Source organism: Rivularia sp. UHCC 0363, from assembly GCF_034931125.1.
GTDB lineage: Bacteria > Cyanobacteriota > Cyanobacteriia > Cyanobacteriales > Nostocaceae > Rivularia.
The window spans coordinates 109440-130445 of sequence record NZ_JAYGHM010000013.1; the positions used below are offsets into that span (position 1 = coordinate 109440).

The window sequence follows — 21006 nt, forward strand, 5'->3', positions numbered from 1 at the left end:
CAGCTATCGTAATACGATTTTAGATTTTGGATTAAATCGCACTATATTCAGATAAAGCTTTTTTCTTCCGCTTTCGTAATTCACACAATGGAGCCGCAATATACCCCAAATGGATTTAATGCGGCTTGTCTGGGGATTTAAATTCGATACTTATTGTCCAAAAGCAGTTTCGTTAAAGCCTGTGGTGGGATAGTTGGAAACACTATCGCTACTTTGATAGCTGACTAAGTTAAGTGCTTGTTTTAATGCTTCCTCACGCGACATAACTATATGATGTGGAGGTAACATACTGAAGATTCCCATTTTTTGAAATCTTTGCTTAATTTTGCCTTGAGCGCCGACAATAAATATATGACGACCTTTATCTAGCGCGTCTTTAATCGCATTTTCTACCGCTAAGGAACTTGTGACACCGATGTGTGGAACGTCGGTTACATCCAAAATCAACACATCATGGTCTTTCATCGCGGTTTGTTCGCGAGCGATCGCTTTCGCAACACCAAATATCATCGGTCCTTCTAAGCGGAACAGCAACACGCGATTGTTAGCACGGTCTAATAAGTCTTTTTCTACGTCGTTCAACTTAATTGCATCATCTGCATCGGTAATTGTCTTCACATCTTCCGAACGCAGGTTACTTAAACGTTCGATGGTCAAGATATTCGCAACGAATACCCCAACTCCAACCGCAACAATTAAGTCAACAAATACGGTGAGAATTATCACACCGTACATAATTAAGGCAGCTTTTGGTGATACCTTATGAGCGCGTTTGAGGAAGCTCCAGTCGATAATGTTTATACCTACCTTGAGCGCGATCGCTGCTAATACTGCTAGGGGTATAACAGAAGTTAAAGGTGCAGCCCATAATACTACAACCAACAAAATTAAGGCACGAGTTATACCAGAAAGCGCCGAGGTAGCACCTGTTTGAATGTTAACAACCGTTCCCATTGTCGCACCAGCACCAGCGATACCGCCAAATAATCCAGAAGCGATATTACCTATACCTTGACCGATTAATTCTTTATTGGAATCGTGTTCCGTGCGAGTCAAACTATCGGCAACTACTGATGTTAGTAAGGCATCAATACAGCCCAACATACCCAAAACCAAAGCGTCGATCAGCATGGTTTGGAATTGTGCTGCACTAAATACAGGCATGACGAATTGAGGTAAACCGGCTTTTATTTCGCCAATTCTGCGGATACCTTCTACATTGCCAAAGAAAACAAGGGAAACAACTGTTCCTATAATTAAAGCCGATAGCTGCGGGGGAACAAACTTATTGATCTGCTTGGGAGAAAATACCAAAATGGCGATCGTTAACACAGCCAAAATGGTTTCAATCGGTTGAATATTTGCGATCAGGTTGGGTATATTTTGCACCGTCCCGATTACCCCACCTTTAGGACTTGCTTGACCCAAAAATGGTGCTGTTTGCAGAATTATAAGAATTATCCCGATTCCCGACATGAAACCGGAAACCACCGTATAAGGCATCAAAGTCACGTATCTTCCTAACTTCAACGCTCCCAGGATAATTTGAATTATCCCAGCCATGACTACTACAGTAAAAGCCATTGCTAACCCGTTTTCTGGGTCCGCAGCAGTTAAATGGGCAATTATCGCCGTCATTACCACCGTCATCGGTCCGGTGGGTTCGGAAATTAATGTGGGAGTTCCGCCGAAAAGTGCGGCAAAAAAGCCAACTAAAACAGCACCATAAAGACCAGCCGCAGGACCAGCACCGGAAGCTACACCGAAAGCTAGTGCCATCGGTAAGGCAATAATTGCCGCAGTTAAACCGCCAAATACGTCTCCGCGTATGTTTCTAAAATGGATTTGATTGGTTATTTGCATCTTTTAAACACCATATTTTTAGTAGCAATGATTTATTTTGTTTAAATTATTCATTTCGTTTTGTTTAAATTATTCATTTCGTTTTGTTTAAATTATTCATTTCGCTCCAATTTAAGCAAAACTTTTCTCTACCTGCTCAAGTATTAAGCAGGCAAAAGGCAAGTAACAGCAAAAAATATTATTGACTGCGGTAGATATTCAGTTCACAAAAAAATTTACACAATATTCAACACGTTAGTAAATACCGCTATAGATAATAAAAGCTATTATCAGTGATGATATCTTTCGACCTTTATTTTGAGACCAGACCCTTATGCAGCAAATTACATTGTCAATAAGTCTAATTTAATCATGTATAATCTTTTGAATGTTTTTTTAATTATTATCATAGACTTAAATCTATGAATAAACTGTTTGTTATAACTAATAATACAATATAAGTGCAAAAAGTAAATAACTAGCAATTTAAAATTACTCATAAAGTTAGAAAATTTAACTTCTTAAAACATTTGCTGTTGGCGATCGCTAAATATTTATATTTCCCTTTATCCTCGATAAAGGTGTTGCTGCAAAGTTTGACGCATCACATCTACGGGAACGTCCTGTTGCAGCCATATCTTTAAAGCTGCTGCACCTTGTTGAACTAGCATTTCTAAACCGTCGATCGCAGTTACACCTTGAGCTTGTGCGTATTGTAAAAATTTTGTCGGGCTGGGAGTATAAATTAAATCGTAAATAATTGTATCTTTTGGTAGATGCGCGAATAATTGTGCGTCTAACGGGGAATTTTCAATATGAGGATGCATCCCGATGGGGGTGGTGTTAATTAATAAGTTTGCTTGTTGAATTATTTTTGGTAGAGAGTCCCATTGATGAACTTGTAAATTTACTTTTAACGGTGAATCCTGCCAATTGTCGCGGAATTCTTGCAATTTCGGTAAATTGCGTCCCACCACATGAACCGATGCACAACCCAATTGAGTACAACCTGCGACAACTGCTCTTGCAGCACCACCATTACCTAAAACTACCGCGACAACTTGACTCCAATCTCGCTCTAATAATTGTAAAGGTGCAATAAACCCTTCTACATCAGTGTTTGTGCCTATCCATCTGTCATTTTCACGGAAAACTGTATTAACTGCACCTACAGCTTGAGCGATCGGATCGATTTGCGAAAGTAAAGGTATTATTGCCCTTTTGTGGGGAATTGTAGCGTTAAATCCCACAACACCAATAGCTGCGAAACCATCCAAGGCTTTGGCTAAATTCTGCGGTTCGATGGGAAAGGGAAGATAAATATAATTTAGTCCTAACTTTGTTAAAGCTGCATTATGCATTAACGGTGATAGCGAATGTTCTACCGGATGTCCGATGACTCCGAGTAATTTAGTTGTACCTGTAATCATGATTTATTGTTCGACCGTTATTAATAAGATATATTTTCGTGGAAGGCATCATACTAATAGCAGAGTTTTTTGATTGTCCTGATATTGATAACTACTACTATAGTTACTATTAACTCATGAAAGGTACGTATTAAATATAAATAGTTGGGATAGACTTTTTGAAATTATATTGATTTACTTTTTAGCAGGTTCATGATGACAACGGACATCTTATTCGATAAAGTATTCCGCGACGATAATGGCAATATTGTCATAGCTCAACCACCGAATCTACCAATTATCCTTTGGGGTGTAGCTAGTTTACTCAAACTGGTTTTTCCAACTAGTGAAATTAATGTAGGATTGGATGTACTCGCTTTTGGCTGTATATTTACTTGGGGATGGTTGGAATTGTTTCAGGGAGTTAATTATTTTCGTCGGGGGTTGGGTTTGATTGTTTTAGTTGGGGTTATTGGGTCAAGGATTTTGAGTTTGATTTAGGGAAAATATAATTTTTAATTAAGTTGATTTTTTGTATAACCATAATTAATAAGACGTAGCAATGCTACGTCTCTAGATTTTACTTTTGCAAGTCTTCTAACTTAACCTGTTTTCCTTTCTCATCAGTACGATAAACCAACTCGTTCTTTCCATCAGTAACTACAACTTTCCAACCGGGTACAATTACCTGAGCGCAAAGTTTATCTGCTTGTGCTAAACCCAAGCAGCTATCTCCCCAACTTTGTTTTTCCGCTTGAGTTATTCGCAGTTCAGCTATGGATTTACTCACACGTTTTGATGCATCTGATAATACTGCACTTTTGACTGCTGTTGATAATTTGTTATTAGTTGAATTAGTTGGTGGAGCAGGTGTTTGAGTAATTTCAATTTGAGGAGAATTTGCTTGATTATTAGTACAGGAAGTTGTAGAAAATACCAATAAGCAAATAGTCACAACGAGTGCAATTTTACGAAGTGAATGCAGCGAAGTATATATCATTATATATCTTAAAATCCTTTTACTTAGATTAGATTCTCAAGAGTCGGATGTATTCTTAAAGTAGATTTTATCTTACAAAATTGGTCAAACGCAGAACTCACTCCTTCAAGTCCCTTATTATTTTTAGTTTATATTGCGGTAGTTTAGAGGTAGGAAAAATTAGCATTGTTAAATTTGGATGAATTGTCAAATCATCATATACAGCAGATTGCAAGAAATTTACTGTTAATTTCTAACTTCCAATCCAAAATCTATTGACGCGAAAGCGTCTTCTCATAGGCTAATCTAAAATCTAAATCGGGTTTAATTGATGTTTACTAATTCCAAATTGTTTTTTTCTATAATTAGGGGCATTGTTATTTTAGCAATGGTCGGAATATTTTACTGGCTGCCAATGACGGCAAATAATGCTCAAGCTAGCGTCTGGGATAAGGAAACCGAACCACTGTTATCAGGAGTTAAGGAAGTTACGGTTTATCGCAGTCCTTCTTGTAGTTGCTGTGGAGACTGGATAAAACATATGCAAAAGCACGGTTTTAAAATCAAAGATGATATTAAAACTGAAGAAATGGAAGCAATTAAGGAAGAATATAACGTATCTCAACAGTTAGAATCCTGTCATACAGCAATAATTGATGGTTATGTCATAGAAGGACACGTTCCTGCTGATGATATTAAACGTTTTATTGCGCGATCGCCTAAGCAACTAGGTTTATCAGTACCCGGAATGCCTTCAGGTACTCCAGGTATGGAAATGGGAAAAAACCAGCCGTTTGATGTAGTCTCTTTTGATAATGATGGTGAAATCAAAATTTTTCAGGAATATCACTCTTATTAAGGAAACTACTTCTTTATTTACGGATACTTTTCCATTCTCCGAAGTAAAGACCGCTTTGAACAGTTCCATCGGGCATGATAGTATCCCAAATTATATTCATGGCACGACAAATAGCGTCGTGGGGAATGGAAGCACCTCGAAAATCCGCACGAATGAAAACATTATTCTCACCACCATACAAAAATCTAGCTTTACGGAAAATAGTACCGATGGCATTAGCCTGATACAAGTGACTTCCAACCAAATCAGCACCGATTAAATAACACCTAAATAAATTAACACATTCCAAATTAGCATCCCGAACGATCGCATTATCTAAACGAGCTTCTATAAAAGAAGCACCAAACAAATCGGCTCCACTCAAATCAGCACCTTTAAGATCGGCGAAACTTAAATCGGCTCCACGCAAGTTGATATCCCTTAACACAGCACCTTCAAGGTCAATGTAGTTACGTCCAACATTTTCTCTAATTACGACAGCACCAGCAAAGTTTCGCTTCCCGGAAGTATATTTTTTCAACAAGTCTTCGGTAGTAATTTCCCAAACCATAATCAGTTTTCTAATTCCACTTACTCAATTCAAGCTTTAATAACCACTTAAAGAACTAAAAATCAAGCTCTAATAATCAAAAATTATCAATAATCCCCCATCTATTAAACTTTTGTATTCATATTCCGTTACAAACCCTTTACTCAAGTTTACATAATTATTCTATTGACGCTATTCTCAATAATTTTACGAGATTACAAGACTTTGCGCCAAAACGTGATATTGTTATTCTCAGCGAAGCAGTATGCTCACTTTTCAAATATTTGCCACTTATCAATCAACTATCCCCATTAAAAGCAGCAACTAAGCTGTTGTTTGTATTATTTCTGTGCTACAGATTGAAAAAGTCTGGAATAACTCAGGATGCTCATGTGAAATGATGTAAAGTTGCTTGTAATTAAAACTACTAAAAACTGCCTCTTAATATACTGATGTTGACAAAAAACATCTTTTAATATCTATCCTACTAACAAACAATTTTTAGATAGCAAGATGCGTGATCGACACTATTTATGGTTTGCTTTTTAGGAGGGATATATATAGTTATTTTGGGGAAGAAAATATGATTGTTGTTCATCATCTGAATAACTCGCGATCGCAACGAATATTGTGGCTGCTGGAAGAATTGGGTGTCGATTACGAAATCAAGCATTACCAACGCGATGCAGAAACAATGCTCGCACCACCATCACTGTACGAAGTTCATCCGCTGGGAAAGTCACCAGTAATTACAGATGCAGATCGAACGATCGCCGAATCGGGTGCGATCGTTGAATATATTGTGAGTCGTTACGGCAACGGTAAATTAGTTCCAGCAGCCGAGACACCCGAACACCTGCGCTATACTTATTGGTTGCACTATGCTGAAGGTTCGGCAATGCCACCGCTGCTTATGAACTTGATTTTTAACCTTTTTGAAATTAAAGAAAGCAGTGCAATGGATGGATTTATTGCACCTCAAATTAAGCTGCACTTTGACTATATAGAAAACGAGTTGAATAAGAGTAAATGGTTTGCGGGTGAGGAATTCACCGCTGCGGATATTCAAATGAGCTTTCCGTTAGAATTGCTTGGTAGTCTTCCACAACAGCTTGAAAGCCGACCAAATATTAAAGAATTTTTGGCTCGCATTCACGAACTACCTGCTTATAAACGTGGAATTGAACGAGGGGGAGAATACGATTTTGCACTCCTGTAATTAATAACAGGATGATATATCCTTATCTATATATATGTTTGTTAATTTACTGGGCGTTTTCAATCTCGGTCGATCTTTCATTAGTCTTGTAGATAAGGATGAAAGGTTATTCAAAATGTAATTTAAATTTTTAATTTGTTTTCAGAGAAAAAATTTTTAAAAGATGTTCGTGGTATGGGATAATAAAGTTATGAGCTTGATATTATCATAATGGGATGGTAGTCAAATTTTTAGAGCAAGCCACATTCGATTATAAAAATACTCTATAAAAAGAATAATACCATGAAAAAGTTACTTTTAATAAAAAAAACGCAACCTTTATTTATTACAAATTATGGTTGCTAATTTACTGGGCGTTTTCAATCTCAGCCGATCGCAAAAGTCAAGTAGATCGGGGTCAAAGCTTATTTAAAATGTAATTTCAATTTTTAATTTGTTTTCAGAGAAAAAATTTTTAAAAGATGTTCGTGGTATGGGACAATAAAGTTATGAGCTTGATATTATCATAATGGGATATTAGTCAAATTTTTAGAGCAAGCCACATTCCATTATAAAAATACTCTACAAAAAGAATAATACCATGAAAAAGTTACTTTTAATAAAAAAATCGCAATCTTCTATAGCTTGAAATCAATTTTCGAGTGATTATAAATACTAAAAAGTAAAAAAGTAAGTATTTATTTGTAGAAAAGTCCAGGGTTATATTAACTGTATCTGTGTTCAAGGGAACATTTAAGATTTTAAGTATTAGGATTAAATAGATTATAGGCTTTGATGTTAATTATCGTTCCAGAATTTTGAGAACTTGTGTTTCGACATTCTCCGAAGTGGTTTTAAATAAAGTGTATGTGACAGTTAAATCCATTTTTTCCCCTACTTGCAAAGTTTTTAGGGGACTGAGGAATTCTAATTCAACGTAAGCTTTTGGATCGTAATTGGTGTATATTTCAGCGCTACTATTATTGTCGGGATAAATTACTTTATCTATTCTTGGTGAATCCATGCGAACTGCAACTGTTTCACCAAGCCATAATAACGTACTCGCATCGCTGCCGATTTTATGGGCTTTGTTGCGATCGCGCTTTAAGGATAAAATGCCGTTATCTACTTTCAAGTTAGCTGGTAACTCATCCGATTGCTGGTTATAACCTTGAGGAAAAATTGAATTTTGGGGTATTGCTGCGTAAACACAAACTGGTTCGTTTAATTGTGCGATCGTCCAAACGGAGACTTGTTGTGAATCACCTTTGACTTTTTCAAAAGTCGTGGTGACTTTCATTATCGGCTGATTTGCTTCAAGTGTAATTTGACGGTAAAATCTAATTCCGTAAAAGGGATCAATTTCTGAAATTAGCGTTATTTCGTTGTTTTGGATTTGTATTTTGAGTGGTACGGAATCAAATGTAGTGGGTGGTGGCCAACTTATTTTTGTAATTTCTTCCCATTCAGATTGTGGTGCTGGCCAAGTTTTATCACCACCGAAGTTATTCCATTCTTCAGATTTGAGATTTGGTATCTTACCGTATAACTGCGAATCTTCCCAAAATGTATTTTCTCCACCTTGGAAACGAAATTGCATTATTCTGCCAATTTCTGGAACTACAATTGCTTCTATTTGGGAGTTACTCAAAATATAAGAATCTTCCCAACCCTGGTAATTGATTTTTTTGATTGTCATTTTTTCTAGGATATTCGCGTTGATGATTGGATAGCAAACCGTTATAAGAAATAATCCCAAACAAAATATTAGTAAATGTTTCAGCTTGATATTGCTGAGAATATTCATTTTTTGATTTGATTTAATTTAAATTGAAACATATAATTGATTCAAAAAGATAACGAATATTGATTATCTATAGGCATTTTTTTTGGTGATTAAAATCACGTAAAAAGTGTAAAATCAGTATTTATATTCAAAAAAAACCGCTGTTATATCAATCAAGCTTGTCACAAAACAAACAAAAACCTCTGCACTCGGAGGCTGTGAGTATAATTCGTAATTCGTAATACCCTTCGGGAACACCTCCGGTGAACGTAATTCGTAATTAATTCCCCATGAATAAAATTAAGGGGCTTCCATAGAGCATAATCCACGGATAAATCCGGGGGCTTTAAACCGATAAAAATTTCCAAAGGTAAAAAAAAAGATGTTTGATATGACTACTTTCTTCGCGGCTTTATGATTACCCATAAGGTAGGTTAAGTTGAGGGACAAAGCCCAGCCTACAATTTATCGGTAATCTTAGAGCATGAGGGCAGTAAGAATTTTTGACTATTTCTTGCAATACCCAATTCACCATGTTTAATACCCTACCATCGAAAAATATTAAACTGCTCGGAAATATCCTTATATATATGGTTCGGAAGTGCTAAACAGAATGTATGGTGTATTTAATTAAAATACATAATACAAATATTAGCTGAGATTAAAACCGTGATGGCAGCAGGATTACAAATTAATTGGGTTGTAGCGACGACGTATACTTTACAGTTTGTTGCTTGGGGGTTTCTCTCAATTTTGATTGCGGAGGTGGTTAGAGATAGCTATCACGCTGCTTGTCATCACGTACAATGGTTATCTAAATGGCATAACAAACACCATCAGGTATACAAGCGGGATTTATCGATAATTTCTCTGGAAGCTTATAAGGATTCCCAGCTTTATCATGATATTGTTGAATCGATTTTGCTGCTGGTGATAATCAGCGCGATCGCAATTATTTTTCGTCCGATGGGTTTATGGTTGGGGGTACTTTATGCTGCGACTTTCCTTTATGGAGCGTCGTTAAGATATTTCTTAGGAAAAGTTGAAACTGACTATACTCACAAACCGGGAGCTTTAGACGTAATTCCTTCTGTATGGTGGGTAAATCGTACTTACCATTGGCGACATCATTTTGACGATGTGAATGCTTATTATAGTGGTGTATTTCCAATAGTAGATAAAGTTTTGGGAACCGCACTTTCTCTAAAAGGTAAAACTATCGCTATAACTGGAGCTAGTGGTAGTTTAGGACAAGCCTTAACATCTGAACTGCTGCTAAATAACGCCAAAGTTATAGCCTTGACAACTAATCCAGAAAAAATTGTCGAACAACCCAAAGTAAGCGTAATACCTTGGGAATCGGGAAAAGAATCAGAATTGCGATCGCGCTTGCAAAAAGTAGATATTTTAATTATTAATCACGGCATAAATGTTCACGGTAGCCGCACGTCGGAGGATATTGATAAATCTTTTGAGGTAAATGCATTTTCAGCGGTGAGATTGATGGACGTATTTTTCTCTACCGTAACGGGTGCAAACGATAAAGCAACTAAGGAAATTTGGATTAATACCTCGGAAGCGGAAGTATCTCCAGCTTTGAGTCCGCTTTATGAGTTGAGTAAAAGAGCGTTGGGGAATATCATTACTTTGAAGCGGTTGGATTCCCCTTGTACAATTCGTAAATTAATCTTAGGACCATTTAAAAGTCAATTAAATCCTTATGGAGTAATGTCCGCACAGCAAGTCGCGAAAGGGATTGTGTTTCTAGCGTGTCGGGATTTTCGCAATATTATCGTCACTGTGAATCCTTTGACTTATATCTTTTTTCCAATTAAGGAATTGAGTACCTGGTTGTACTATCGGATTTTTAGCAGTGAACAGTGAACAGTGAGCAGTGAGCAGTGAGCAGTGAGCAGTGATAAATACGAATACAAATACAAATACAAATATAAATGTAGAAACGATTTTACCGTTACATTAATTCCAAAATCCATAACTGCTCGCTGCTTGGTGTATTAAAAATGTTACTTCTGCACCCGCTTTCAGATTTTCTCGACACCGATTACCAAGTTGATACACTTGCTACTTATTACTATCAAGGATATAGGAATGGTGAATTACTACAGCTTCCCCGGACTTTAGAAGCAGAAGCGATCGCAATTAGTTTAATGCAGCAACTCGCGAGTAATAAAGTATATTCTCGTGAAGGGAAAATGTACGGGATATTATTAGTAGAATTACCAAACGGTGAAAAACGTATACTCAAGGCTTTTTCGGGGTTGCTGAATGGCTGTAGTCTAATTGAAGGTTGGGTACCACCAATTCCTGGTAGAGAACAAGTAGTGTTAGCAGAAAATCGCACTTTAGAAGAATTATCAGCGATTAAACAAGAAATTATTCAGCTTAAACAACTCACTCAAAGAAAACAACATGAAACTATAGCGCTACAGTTTACCAAACATTTACAAGAAATGAGTAAACGTCATCAAGTTAGTAAACAACAACGTCAGGAAAAACGTCAGCTATTCCACAAAACCTTGACGGAGGAAGAATTAAATATAGAGTTAGAAAAACTTAACGAATCTAGTCGTCGGGATGGAATTGAACGTAAATTACTCAAAAGACAGCGTGACGAAGCTTTACAACCGCTGCAAATAATAATTGATGGTGCAGATATCAAGATTCGGGTATTGAAGCAGCAGCGTCAAGAAATATCCCGCAAACTGCAAACGCAAATGCACGCAGCTTATTCAGTGATGAACTTTCTGGGTAATTCCTCAACTTTACAGCAACTGATGCCGCAAATACCAACGGGTACGGGTGATTGCTGTGCAGTTAAATTACTTCATTATGCAGCAGCAACGAATAAATTAAAACCATTGGCGATCGCGGAATTTTGGTGGGGAGAATCGAATCGCGATAAAGTCCAGGGACAATTCTACGGTGCTTGTGTGGAACGCTGTCAGCCGTTGATGGGATTTTTGTTATCTGGGTTGAAAACCTCACCCCCTTCCCTTATCAAGGAGAGGGGTGTCCGACGTTCCCTAATTAGCAAAGAAATTCCCGTTATCTACCAGGATGAATGGTTAATTGCTGTAAATAAACCCCCAGGTTTACTATCGGTTCCGGGAAGATATCATCACAATCAAGATAGCGTTTTGAGTCGCTTAAGTAATTTATTGCTCGATGGTGAAAATATTACAGCAGTGCATCGCTTGGATATGGATACTTCTGGGATTTTGTTGTTAGCAAAAGATCCAGAAACTCATCGGTTATTGAGTAAGCAGTTTGAACAAAGATTAATCAAAAAAGTTTATGAAGCCTTACTTTCAGGTAATTTATCTGTCGATCGAGGTCGGATTGAATTGCCGCTGTGGGGAAATCCCGAACATCGTCCTTATCAAGAAGTTAATTACAAGCATGGTAAATCTTGTATCACTGAATTTACAGTTTTAAGTCAAGGAAATTATACTCGCGTCGAATTTATACCTTTAACAGGAAGAACCCATCAGCTAAGAGTTCATGCTGCGGATACGGAGGGTTTGGCTATACCTATTTTAGGAGATAAACTTTACGGATGCGAAGTTAGAGAAGCGACTCGGTTACATTTACACGCAAAGGAACTAACATTTGAGCATCCGCATTCTGGTGAAAAGATACATCTGAAAGCAGAAACGCCATTTTAAATTTTCTATTCCCCATTCCCTTTCAAAGTATTTCCCAAAAATAGTAATTTACACTACAATATATCTTTCACCTTCATTATTGGTAAAAAACGAAAGAGAAAGGGCTTTTGCCAAAAATGTTTCATTTTTCTCCTTTCTCCCGTTTGTCTAAATATACAAATATTCAGGAGTTAAGCCGTGAGCATTGAGACTCTTGTTCAACAAGCTAACCAGTCATCTACCCCTTTTAATAAAGAAAGTTTTGACGAAGTTGTCATGTCCACCTATGGACGTTTTCCTTTAGCCTTTGAAAAAGGTGATGGATGCCGTTTGTGGGATACTGAAGGTAAAGAATATCTCGACTTTGTGGCAGGAATTGCTACCTGTACCTTGGGACACGCACATCCGGCATTAATTGAAGCGGTAACGCGACAAATTCAAAAAATACATCACGTTTCAAATTTATATTACATTCCCGAACAGGGAGAACTAGCGCGTTGGATAGTCGATCATTCCTGTGCTGATAAAGTATTTTTCTGTAATTCCGGTGCAGAAGCCAACGAAGCGGCGATTAAATTGGCGCGGAAATATGCTCATACCGTTTTAGATATTGATAACCCAATTATTTTAACGGCGAATGCCAGCTTTCATGGACGTACTTTAGCAACAGTTACCGCTACCGGACAACCGAAGTATCAAAAAAACTTTAATCCTTTAGTACCGGGATTTCACTACGTAGATTACAACGATATTGATGCAGTAGAAGCAGCAATTGGTGAATTGGATGAAGGTGATTACGCAGTTGGTGCTATTTTGTTAGAACCACTACAGGGAGAAGGTGGTGTTCGTCCTGGAGACGTAAAATATTTTCAAAAGCTGCGTTCGATTTGCGACGAGACTGGTATCTTGCTGATGTTTGATGAAGTGCAAGTTGGAATGGGACGTAGTGGTAAATTGTGGGGTTATGAATATCTTGGAGTAGAACCAGACGTTTTCACCAGCGCTAAAGGTTTGGGAGGTGGGATTCCCATTGGTGCGATGATGGCGAAGAAATTCTGTGATGTATTTCAACCCGGAGAACACGCTAGTACTTTCGGTGGTAATCCATTTGCTTGCGCTGTAGCTCTTGCCGTCTGCCATACTTTGGAAAAAGAAAATATTGTCCAAAATGCCCATCATAGAGGTGAACAGTTAAGATCGGGTTTGCAGGCGATCGCACAAAAATATCCCCAATATATTGCCGAAGTACGCGGTTGGGGTTTAATTAACGGCATGGAACTACAATCAGATATTGAATTAACCGCTATTGATGTAGTTAAAGCTGCAATGAACGAAGGTTTATTATTAGTACCCGCAGGTACCAAAGTTGTACGTTTTGTACCACCGTTAATCGTTACGGAAGCGGAAATAGATCGAGCCTTGCAAATTGTCGAACAAATTATCGCCAAATTGTAAAGTCATAAATAAATGTTTAATAGTGCGACCATCTTGGTCGCTTGCTAAAACACAATTACCAATACCCAATACCCAATTACCAATTACCAATTACCAATTCCCAATTCCCAATTCCCAATTCCCAATACCCAATACCCAATTACCAATTACCAATTACCAATTACCAATTACCAATTACCCATTCCCAATTACCAATTACCAATTACCAATTACCAATTCCCAATTCCCAATTCCCAATTCCCAATTTATATTTTGCTTTTAAATACTGATGCCAAAAGGTTTACATAGAAGTAACACAGCCATCTAATTTGTGATTTATGCTATGGTATTTCTAGAAGATTAAGTTCGGCTGGTCAGTTTGTTTAAGATTATGTGTTGCAGACTTCTCCGGATGTAATCTCCTCACATTGTTAATTCTGGAGACGTTGTATGTCGATTTACGTGGGCAATCTTTCCTATGAGGTTGCGGAAAATGACCTGAAAGAGGTCTTTTTAGAATATGGAGATGTCAAAAGTGTTTATTTACCACTTGACCGAGAAACAAGCCGTATTAGAGGCTTCGCATTTGTTGAAATGGAAAATGACGCACAAGAGGATAAAGCCATAGAATCCCTTGATGGTGCTGAATGGATGGGTCGTAGTCTACGAGTTAACAAAGCCAAGCCAAAACCGGAAAAAGGTGCGGATGGTGGTGGGAGATGGTAAGGGAATAGTGGTAAAGGATATAATAAAGGCGGTTCTATTCGATTAGAAAAATATTTAGCTTTTAAGTATGAAGGGCATACAAGAAGTTTGCCCTTTTTTTGCTCGCAGTTAATGTTACTGTTTACATTTGAGCATTAATTGCGATATTAGAGAGTGTTAGTTTAGATAGGAGAAAGAATGACCCAAATAGTTGTAGGCGAAAACGAAGGAATTGAATCAGCATTACGTAGATTCAAGCGTGAGGTTTCTAAAGCTGGTATAATGCCGGATATCAAGAAACATCGTCACTTTGAAACGCCCCTACAGAAACATAAGCGTAAAGCAATTGCTCGATCCAAGCAGCGTAAGAGACGTTTTAAATACTAAAGACAGTAAAATTTTCTAAAGTTTTCTTGATTTCCGCAGGAAGATGAGCTAAGTGAGTATTATGGTGGGTCAATTATCAGTCATCAATTATTCTATTAATAGTTGTTCATTGATAATTGTCTTCCCCTCTCTTAGGTTGAAGTGGACAGTAAAGGGAATCGGGAATTGGGAATTGGGAATTGGGAGCAGGTAGAAGAAGTAATATTAATTAATAGTACTTATTTAAGAATCCAATTATAAAAGTGCGATCGGGATTCTCAGCTTTTAAGAAATGAATATTTAATTTAACTAGAATAGTGCGTTCCGCTGCACTAACAGTACCCTATAATCTATACAGGCTTAATTTAACAGTATTAATTTTTGATGTTGCGATCGCGCAGTAAAATACTGTCACTGCCGGAGATCAATTTGGTGCAGAAATTCAATATTTTTCTGATTGCATATTAAATAATCAAGAACCAGAACCATCGGGAACTGAAGGTTTAGCAGATGTGCGTATCGTTCGTGCGATTATCGAATCAGCGCAAACAGGAAAGCCGGTAAAACTTGATGAATTTAAGGTAGAAAAAAGACCAACTGTTGAGCAAGTAATTCAGCTTCCTGCGATTGAAACACCAAAACATTTCGTTAATGCTGCTGATATGCAAGGTAATTCTTAAAGAGGTAATTGGTAATTGGTAATTGGGGATGGGGAATAATTACTAATAAATTTGGATGTAGAGACGTTGTAATATAGCGTCTTATTTCTTGTATATATAAATACTTAACTAATGATATTTTTCTCAGTAATAACCGCTAACTTTAATCTAAACCCTTGAGTCTTCAGGCTTATTTTGAAAATATTTCAGAGAATTCCTCGATGATATTTATACCAGAAATCCGGATAATAGTTATTAGATAATAAATACAATTTTTTTGAATAGCTCTTTAATAGTTGCGATTATATGATGCAGATTGCTGAATCGTAAAGATTTAGGCTGTATTTGAAAAGTGATTATTCAAAAAGGTTTGATAAAAGTGCAAATTTTTAATCATTCATTTAAGTAATAACATGAATATACCAAAGCAATTAACAAACTTCAATTCCTCTTTAATCGGTTCTAACCCTTTAGAAATAATCGATTTTAATGGAGTTATTTACTTCACTGCTGATGATGGAAGAAACGGTAGAGAATTATGGAAATTGCAAGCAAACGGTAATCCTCCTGTACGTGTCAGCGATATTAACCTTGGTTTTGCATCATCAAATCCTGAGAATCTCACAGTTGTTAACGGTACACTTTACTTTACTGCTGAAGATGCAAAACAAGGTAGAGAGTTATGGAAAATAAGTGAAACAGGTATACCCAAACTTATTGAGGATATTAATTTGGGTGCAAATTCTTCCAATCCTGAAAATTTCACCGTCTTTAATAATACACTTTATTTTATTGCCGATGATAACAAATATGGTAAAGAATTGTGGAAGCTTGATAGCTTTGGAAAACCACAGGTTGTTAAAGAAATTAACCTTTATTCTCAGTCTTCTAATCCTGCAAATCTGACCATTTTTAACGACGCACTTTATTTTACTGTTATAGATAACTCCAATCAAATGCAACTGTGGAGAACAAATATTACAGGAATTAACGAGCAAGTTAATAATATTTCGATTGCTTTTTCTAATTTTTCCAACTTCAACGTTGTTAACAATACACTTTATTTTACTGCGGAAGATAGATACAAAAAACCTGTACTTTTAAAAGTAGATAATCAAGGTAATAGTCAACCTATTAACTTATTTGGTAACGGTTACGATAATTTTTCAAATATCACCGTTGCTAATAACACCCTTTATTTTAGTACTACTGATAGCACCAATCGTCCATACCTATGGAAAATAGATAGTAACGGTAATGTTCAACAACTTAATAATTATGGTAGTTTTTTAAATTTATCAAATTTGTCAAGTTTGGTAGTTGTGAATGATATTCTTTACTTTAGTGGAGTTGATCGATACAACGGTTTACAGCTTTGGCAAATTGATAATAGTGGTTACACTAAACAAGTTCCTGGTACTTTTGGTAGCTTCTCAAACTTGTCTAATTTTACTATTGTTAACAATACTCTTTACTTTACTTCCGAAGATTCGCTACTGTGGAAAATTGAGAACGGTTACGCTCAATGGGTAAATGGAATATCTCCAAGTTCATCTATATCTAATCTAACTATTGCTAATAATACTCTTTATTTCAGTGCAACTGATGCAAATAATAATTCAAAACTTTGGAAGATAAATAGTAGCGGTTATGTAGAAACTGTCCGTAATTTCGATCAAATGTCGAATCCGTTAAATTTACAAGTTGTTAATAACACGCTTTATTTTACTGCTAGGGATAACTATTACGGTAGTGAACTATGGAAGATAGATAATGGCTTTGGTACGGAAACTGCGATACCTCTAACTAAAATAAACCTAGAAACTCGTCAAGCTCCATCTGATTTTATTAATGTTAACGGTACTCTCTACTTTACTGCGGAAACTAAAGATAAAGGTCGGGAACTGTGGAGGATTAATAATGGTGTTTCAGAATTAGTTCAAGATATTAATTTTGGTAATCGTTCGTCGAATCCGAAAAATTTAACTGTTGTCAACGGTCTTCTTTACTTTACTGCAAAAGCCGAAGATAAAGGTACAGAATTATGGAGGATTAATAACAACGGGATTTCTCAACTTGTCAATGATATTAACTTGGGTAATCGTTCGTCCAATCCTTCAAATTTAACAGTTATCAACGGTACGCTTTACTTTATTGCTACCGATACTTATGATAAAACACAACTGTTGAAGATAGATAGTGAAGGTAGTGTAAAGTCTGTTCGATTTAATAACTTTAGTAGCGATTATCCAGGATTAAATCCCCAAAATTTAACCGTAATCAATGGTGCGCTTTATTTTACTGCTGGTGAGGAGAATGCAGGACGATTGTGGAAGATAAATCAAATAGGTGATGCTGAAGCGATTCGTGACTATAGTTATAACAATGCAGCATTTAATCCTAAAAATCTAACTTTTATTAACAATACGCTTTACTTCACTGCTGAAGATGGACAATACGATAAACAACTGTGGAAGATAAATGAACAAGGTTATTCAAAGCGTGTTAATGATGTTAATTTTGCCAACAGTTCATCAAATCCGGAAAATCTCACAGATGTAAACGGTACGCTTTACTTTACTGCTACGAATTATAACGGTACAGAACTTTGGAAGATTAATAGTGATGGGAATCTACAGACAGTTATAGTTCGAGATATTTACTATGGTGCTGAATCATCTAATCCCTCAAATTTAACAGTCGTCAAAGACACGCTTTACTTTACTGCTGATGAAGGAAGTAATTTTACAGGTAGAGAATTATGGAAAGTAGATAAGAATGGTTTCGTAACACTCGTTAAAGACATCAATCCTGGTAATCTTTCTTCAAACCCAGAAAATTTAACGGTGGTTAACGATACGCTTTACTTTACTGCTACTGATAGTATAGGGAAAAAACTGTGGTGGGTAGATAATAGCGGTCAAGTTAAACCAGTTGTAAACAGCGGTAATAGTCCTTTTAATCTGTCCAATTTCACTAATTTTTCCAATTTCACTAATATTAATGATACGCTTTACTTTACTGCTACTGATAATGCTAGTAGAAAATTATGGAAAATAGAAAGTAATGGTGATGCGATTTTCGTAGATGATGTTAATCGTAGTAGCGGCTTTTCTGAAGATTTTAACTTAACTGCAATTGATAATAAACTGTACTTTGTCAAAGAGAATGGTTTCGATAGTCCGCAGGTATGGGCTTTAGAAAATCAAGCTCCCGAAATTAAATTATCATCTTACATTGCAAATTTTCAAGAAAACTATAGCAATAACTACCTGAGATTTATCGACCCGAATGCAACAATATTAGATCCAGATTCTGGAAACTTTAATAAAGGTAAATTAACCGTTCGGATTACCAATGGTGGTCATCTCGATGACCGCCTGGGTATTTACGGTGATAGTAGTATTAGATTAGACGGTAGAATCGTTAAGTATCAAAATATTGAAATTGGTATCCTAACTCCCAGCTATGGTGTAGAGGATATGGTAATTGATTTCAATGCTAATGCGACACGCGAAATTGTTCAGCGATTATTGCAAAGCGTCACCTACACTAACTTCTCTCGCAATCCTTCCACAACTCCCCGTACCGTGGAATTTATGCTTAGCGATGGTGACGGTGGTGCTAGTATTGTTAACAAAACCGTTAATGTCCAAGCTGTTAACGATGCTCCGTTTATTGGTAAAAATCAACTTCTGTACGATAGCAGCACTAATTTAGACCCAACAAAACCAAATTCCGCACCTGATGCTTGGTTTGAATATCAACAATTCGGTCCAAACGCTAACAAAACCTTAGTAAATGGTGGAATTAAGCTGACCTCTGGGAATGAAGCTTACGCTGGTTTCAACACCAGAACAATTCCGAATCTTGACCAAAATGAGGGTTATATTCTTAGCTTCAACGCTCAATTGCTTTGGGAAGATCATACCAGCTATGGTAATAACGATAAAAACGGAGATGGAAAAGCAGACAGAGCCGGATTTAGCGTTACTTTATTAGGTAGCGATCGCCAAGGTATTGAACTCGGTTTCTGGAAAAATCGGATTTGGGTACAGCAAGATGGTGTATTTAATCCGGGAACTTCTCAAGCTGCTAATATTGCAAATCCTTACCTGACTTTATTTACTCAAGTAGAAGGAGTCGATTTTGACACGACCAAATCTGTTAATTATGACTTAGCAATTTTTGGATACAGCTATACTCTTTACGCCAATAATACATCGATTCTTAGCGGTAGACTGCGGGATTACTCAGCTTACCAACCTAGTACTGAACCTGACAGATTTTTTCCTAATCCCTATAATAAATCCAATTTTATTTTCTTCGGTGATAATAATCCCTATGCTGGAGCAGAAGTAAAGCTGGGTGATATTTCAATTACAACTCATCCCAAATATTTAAGTCCCATTAATAATACAGTTACCTATAACGAAAATGACCCCGGTGTAATTATTGACCCGAAAATAACCCTAACAGACCTTGATTCTGCTAATTTCAATAACGGCAAATTAACAGTCCGTTTGATTTCAGGTGTTTTTAACGAAGACATTTTAAGCATTAAAAATCAAGGTAATGGTGTTGGTCAAATTAGTATCTCTGGTAATAGTATTTTATTTGGTAGCGATTTGATTGGGACTTTTCAAGGTGGGATTAATAATATTCCTTTGCAAATTAATTTTAATTCCAAAGCTACCCCAAAAGCAGTAGAAGCATTAATGCGTAATATTACTTACGCTAATAGTTCAGATAGACCTTCTACTTATCCGCGTCAAGTTGAATTTGCTGTTAATGATGGTAGCTTTAGCACTATCAATAAATCAGTAATTCGAGAAATTCGCGTTCAATCGATTAACGACGCACCCATAGTTGAAAATCCCATTGCTAATCAAATAATCGACAAAGATACAACATTTAATTTCAGCGTACCGAATAATACCTTTAAAGATGCAGATGCAGATAAACTGACCCTAAATGCAAGTTTGGAAGATAATTTACCATTACCAAATTGGTTAATTTTTAATCCTGAGACTGCTACTTTTAGCGGTACTTCCACTAATAATCTTGGTGCAATCAACATCAAAGTCACAGCAACCGATAATGCTGGTCTAGCTACCCAAAATATTTTTACTTTGACAGTTGCAAATATTAACGATGCACCTACTATTAATACAAATCAAAATTTTACTATCGATGAAAATAGTAGAGTCGGAAGTTTTGTCGATCAAGTATTAGCAACAGATGCAGATAAAAACACTTTATCAAATTGGACAATCACTGACGGAAATCTAGATATAGATAAGGATGGTAGAGCAGCATTTGCTATCAATAGAAGCGGAAGAATTATTGTTAACGATGCTGATGATTTAGATTTTGAAACCAAATCCAGTTTTGAATTACAAGTAACTGTCAGCGATGGGACTTTAACTAGTACTCCAGGAACTATTATCATTAACCTTAATGATGTTGCAGGAATTCAAATCGAGGGAACTTCCGCAGACGATAGGCTTAGAGGTTCATCAGAGGATGATACTATCAACGGTCAAGCAGGAAATGATTTTCTTTATGGATTTAA

General features: G+C 36.6%; 14 protein-coding genes and 1 pseudogene. 10 read left to right on the plus strand and 5 right to left on the minus strand.

Going from position 1 to position 21006, the window contains the following annotated elements:
* Positions 1 to 150 precede the first annotated feature (150 nt).
* Both VB797_RS10160 and VB797_RS10165 read right to left on the minus strand, forming a co-directional pair.
* Positions 151 to 1863 (minus strand): SulP family inorganic anion transporter, encoded by a 1713-nt coding sequence (locus tag VB797_RS10160; protein ID WP_323237548.1) that lies wholly within the window; start codon positions 1861 to 1863, stop codon positions 151 to 153.
* Positions 1864 to 2408: 545 nt separating this feature from the next.
* Entirely contained in the window at positions 2409 to 3272 is an 864-nt protein-coding gene (locus VB797_RS10165; protein WP_323237549.1) for a shikimate dehydrogenase, read from the minus strand.
* 192 nt (positions 3273 to 3464) lie between these two features.
* Here VB797_RS10165 and VB797_RS10170 point away from each other — a divergent pair, with 192 nt between their 5' ends.
* A complete protein-coding gene (locus VB797_RS10170) occupies positions 3465 to 3752 on the plus strand; it encodes a hypothetical protein (protein WP_323237550.1) in 288 nt (95 codons plus the stop codon).
* A 79-nt stretch (positions 3753 to 3831) separates the two neighbouring features.
* Here VB797_RS10170 and VB797_RS10175 read toward each other — a convergent pair whose 3' ends face one another.
* Complete coding sequence (locus VB797_RS10175) at positions 3832 to 4206, minus strand: hypothetical protein (RefSeq protein ID WP_323237551.1); 375 nt, start codon at positions 4204 to 4206, stop codon at positions 3832 to 3834.
* 412 nt (positions 4207 to 4618) lie between these two features.
* Between VB797_RS10175 and VB797_RS10180 the strand changes: the two genes are divergently transcribed.
* Positions 4619 to 5089 carry a DUF411 domain-containing protein gene (locus VB797_RS10180; RefSeq protein ID WP_323237552.1) on the plus strand — a complete coding sequence of 157 codons (471 nt, stop codon included), beginning with the start codon at positions 4619 to 4621 and terminating at the stop codon, positions 5087 to 5089.
* Between the two features lie 13 nt (positions 5090 to 5102).
* On the opposite strand, the gene VB797_RS10185 is transcribed toward VB797_RS10180, so the two are convergent.
* The gene (locus tag VB797_RS10185) at positions 5103 to 5639 is read right to left on the minus strand and encodes a pentapeptide repeat-containing protein (protein WP_323237553.1); all 537 of its coding nucleotides are present in this window, start codon (positions 5637 to 5639) and stop codon (positions 5103 to 5105) included.
* A 562-nt stretch (positions 5640 to 6201) separates the two neighbouring features.
* On the opposite strand from VB797_RS10185, the gene VB797_RS10190 reads away from it, so the two are divergent.
* Positions 6202 to 6837 (plus strand): glutathione S-transferase, encoded by a 636-nt coding sequence (locus VB797_RS10190; RefSeq protein WP_323237554.1) that lies wholly within the window; start codon positions 6202 to 6204, stop codon positions 6835 to 6837.
* A 781-nt stretch (positions 6838 to 7618) separates the two neighbouring features.
* Here the strand turns inward: VB797_RS10190 and VB797_RS10195 are convergent.
* Positions 7619 to 8515, minus strand: a complete 897-nt coding sequence (locus VB797_RS10195; protein ID WP_323237555.1) for a DUF4380 domain-containing protein — start codon at positions 8513 to 8515, stop codon at positions 7619 to 7621.
* Positions 8516 to 9274: 759 nt separating this feature from the next.
* On the opposite strand from VB797_RS10195, the gene VB797_RS10200 reads away from it, so the two are divergent.
* From VB797_RS10200 to VB797_RS10230, 7 genes and pseudogenes are all read left to right on the plus strand, one after another.
* Positions 9275 to 10486 carry a bifunctional sterol desaturase/short chain dehydrogenase gene (locus tag VB797_RS10200; RefSeq protein WP_323237556.1) on the plus strand — a complete coding sequence of 404 codons (1212 nt, stop codon included), beginning with the start codon at positions 9275 to 9277 and terminating at the stop codon, positions 10484 to 10486.
* Between the two features lie 137 nt (positions 10487 to 10623).
* Positions 10624 to 12288 carry an RluA family pseudouridine synthase gene (locus VB797_RS10205; protein ID WP_323237557.1) on the plus strand — a complete coding sequence of 555 codons (1665 nt, stop codon included), beginning with the start codon at positions 10624 to 10626 and terminating at the stop codon, positions 12286 to 12288.
* A 177-nt stretch (positions 12289 to 12465) separates the two neighbouring features.
* Positions 12466 to 13722 (plus strand): aspartate aminotransferase family protein, encoded by a 1257-nt coding sequence (locus VB797_RS10210; protein WP_323237558.1) that lies wholly within the window; start codon positions 12466 to 12468, stop codon positions 13720 to 13722.
* A 429-nt stretch (positions 13723 to 14151) separates the two neighbouring features.
* Positions 14152 to 14427, plus strand: coding sequence for an RNA-binding protein (locus VB797_RS10215; RefSeq protein WP_323237559.1), 276 nt, complete (start codon positions 14152 to 14154; stop codon positions 14425 to 14427).
* A 177-nt stretch (positions 14428 to 14604) separates the two neighbouring features.
* Complete coding sequence (gene rpsU / locus VB797_RS10220; protein WP_015121075.1) at positions 14605 to 14793, plus strand: 30S ribosomal protein S21; 189 nt, start codon at positions 14605 to 14607, stop codon at positions 14791 to 14793.
* Between the two features lie 407 nt (positions 14794 to 15200).
* Positions 15201 to 15452: pseudogene (locus tag VB797_RS10225) on the plus strand (Gfo/Idh/MocA family oxidoreductase); the annotation flags it as partial.
* 392 nt (positions 15453 to 15844) lie between these two features.
* A partial coding sequence (locus VB797_RS10230; protein WP_323237560.1) for a putative Ig domain-containing protein occupies positions 15845 to 21006 on the plus strand: 5162 nt, incomplete at its 3' end.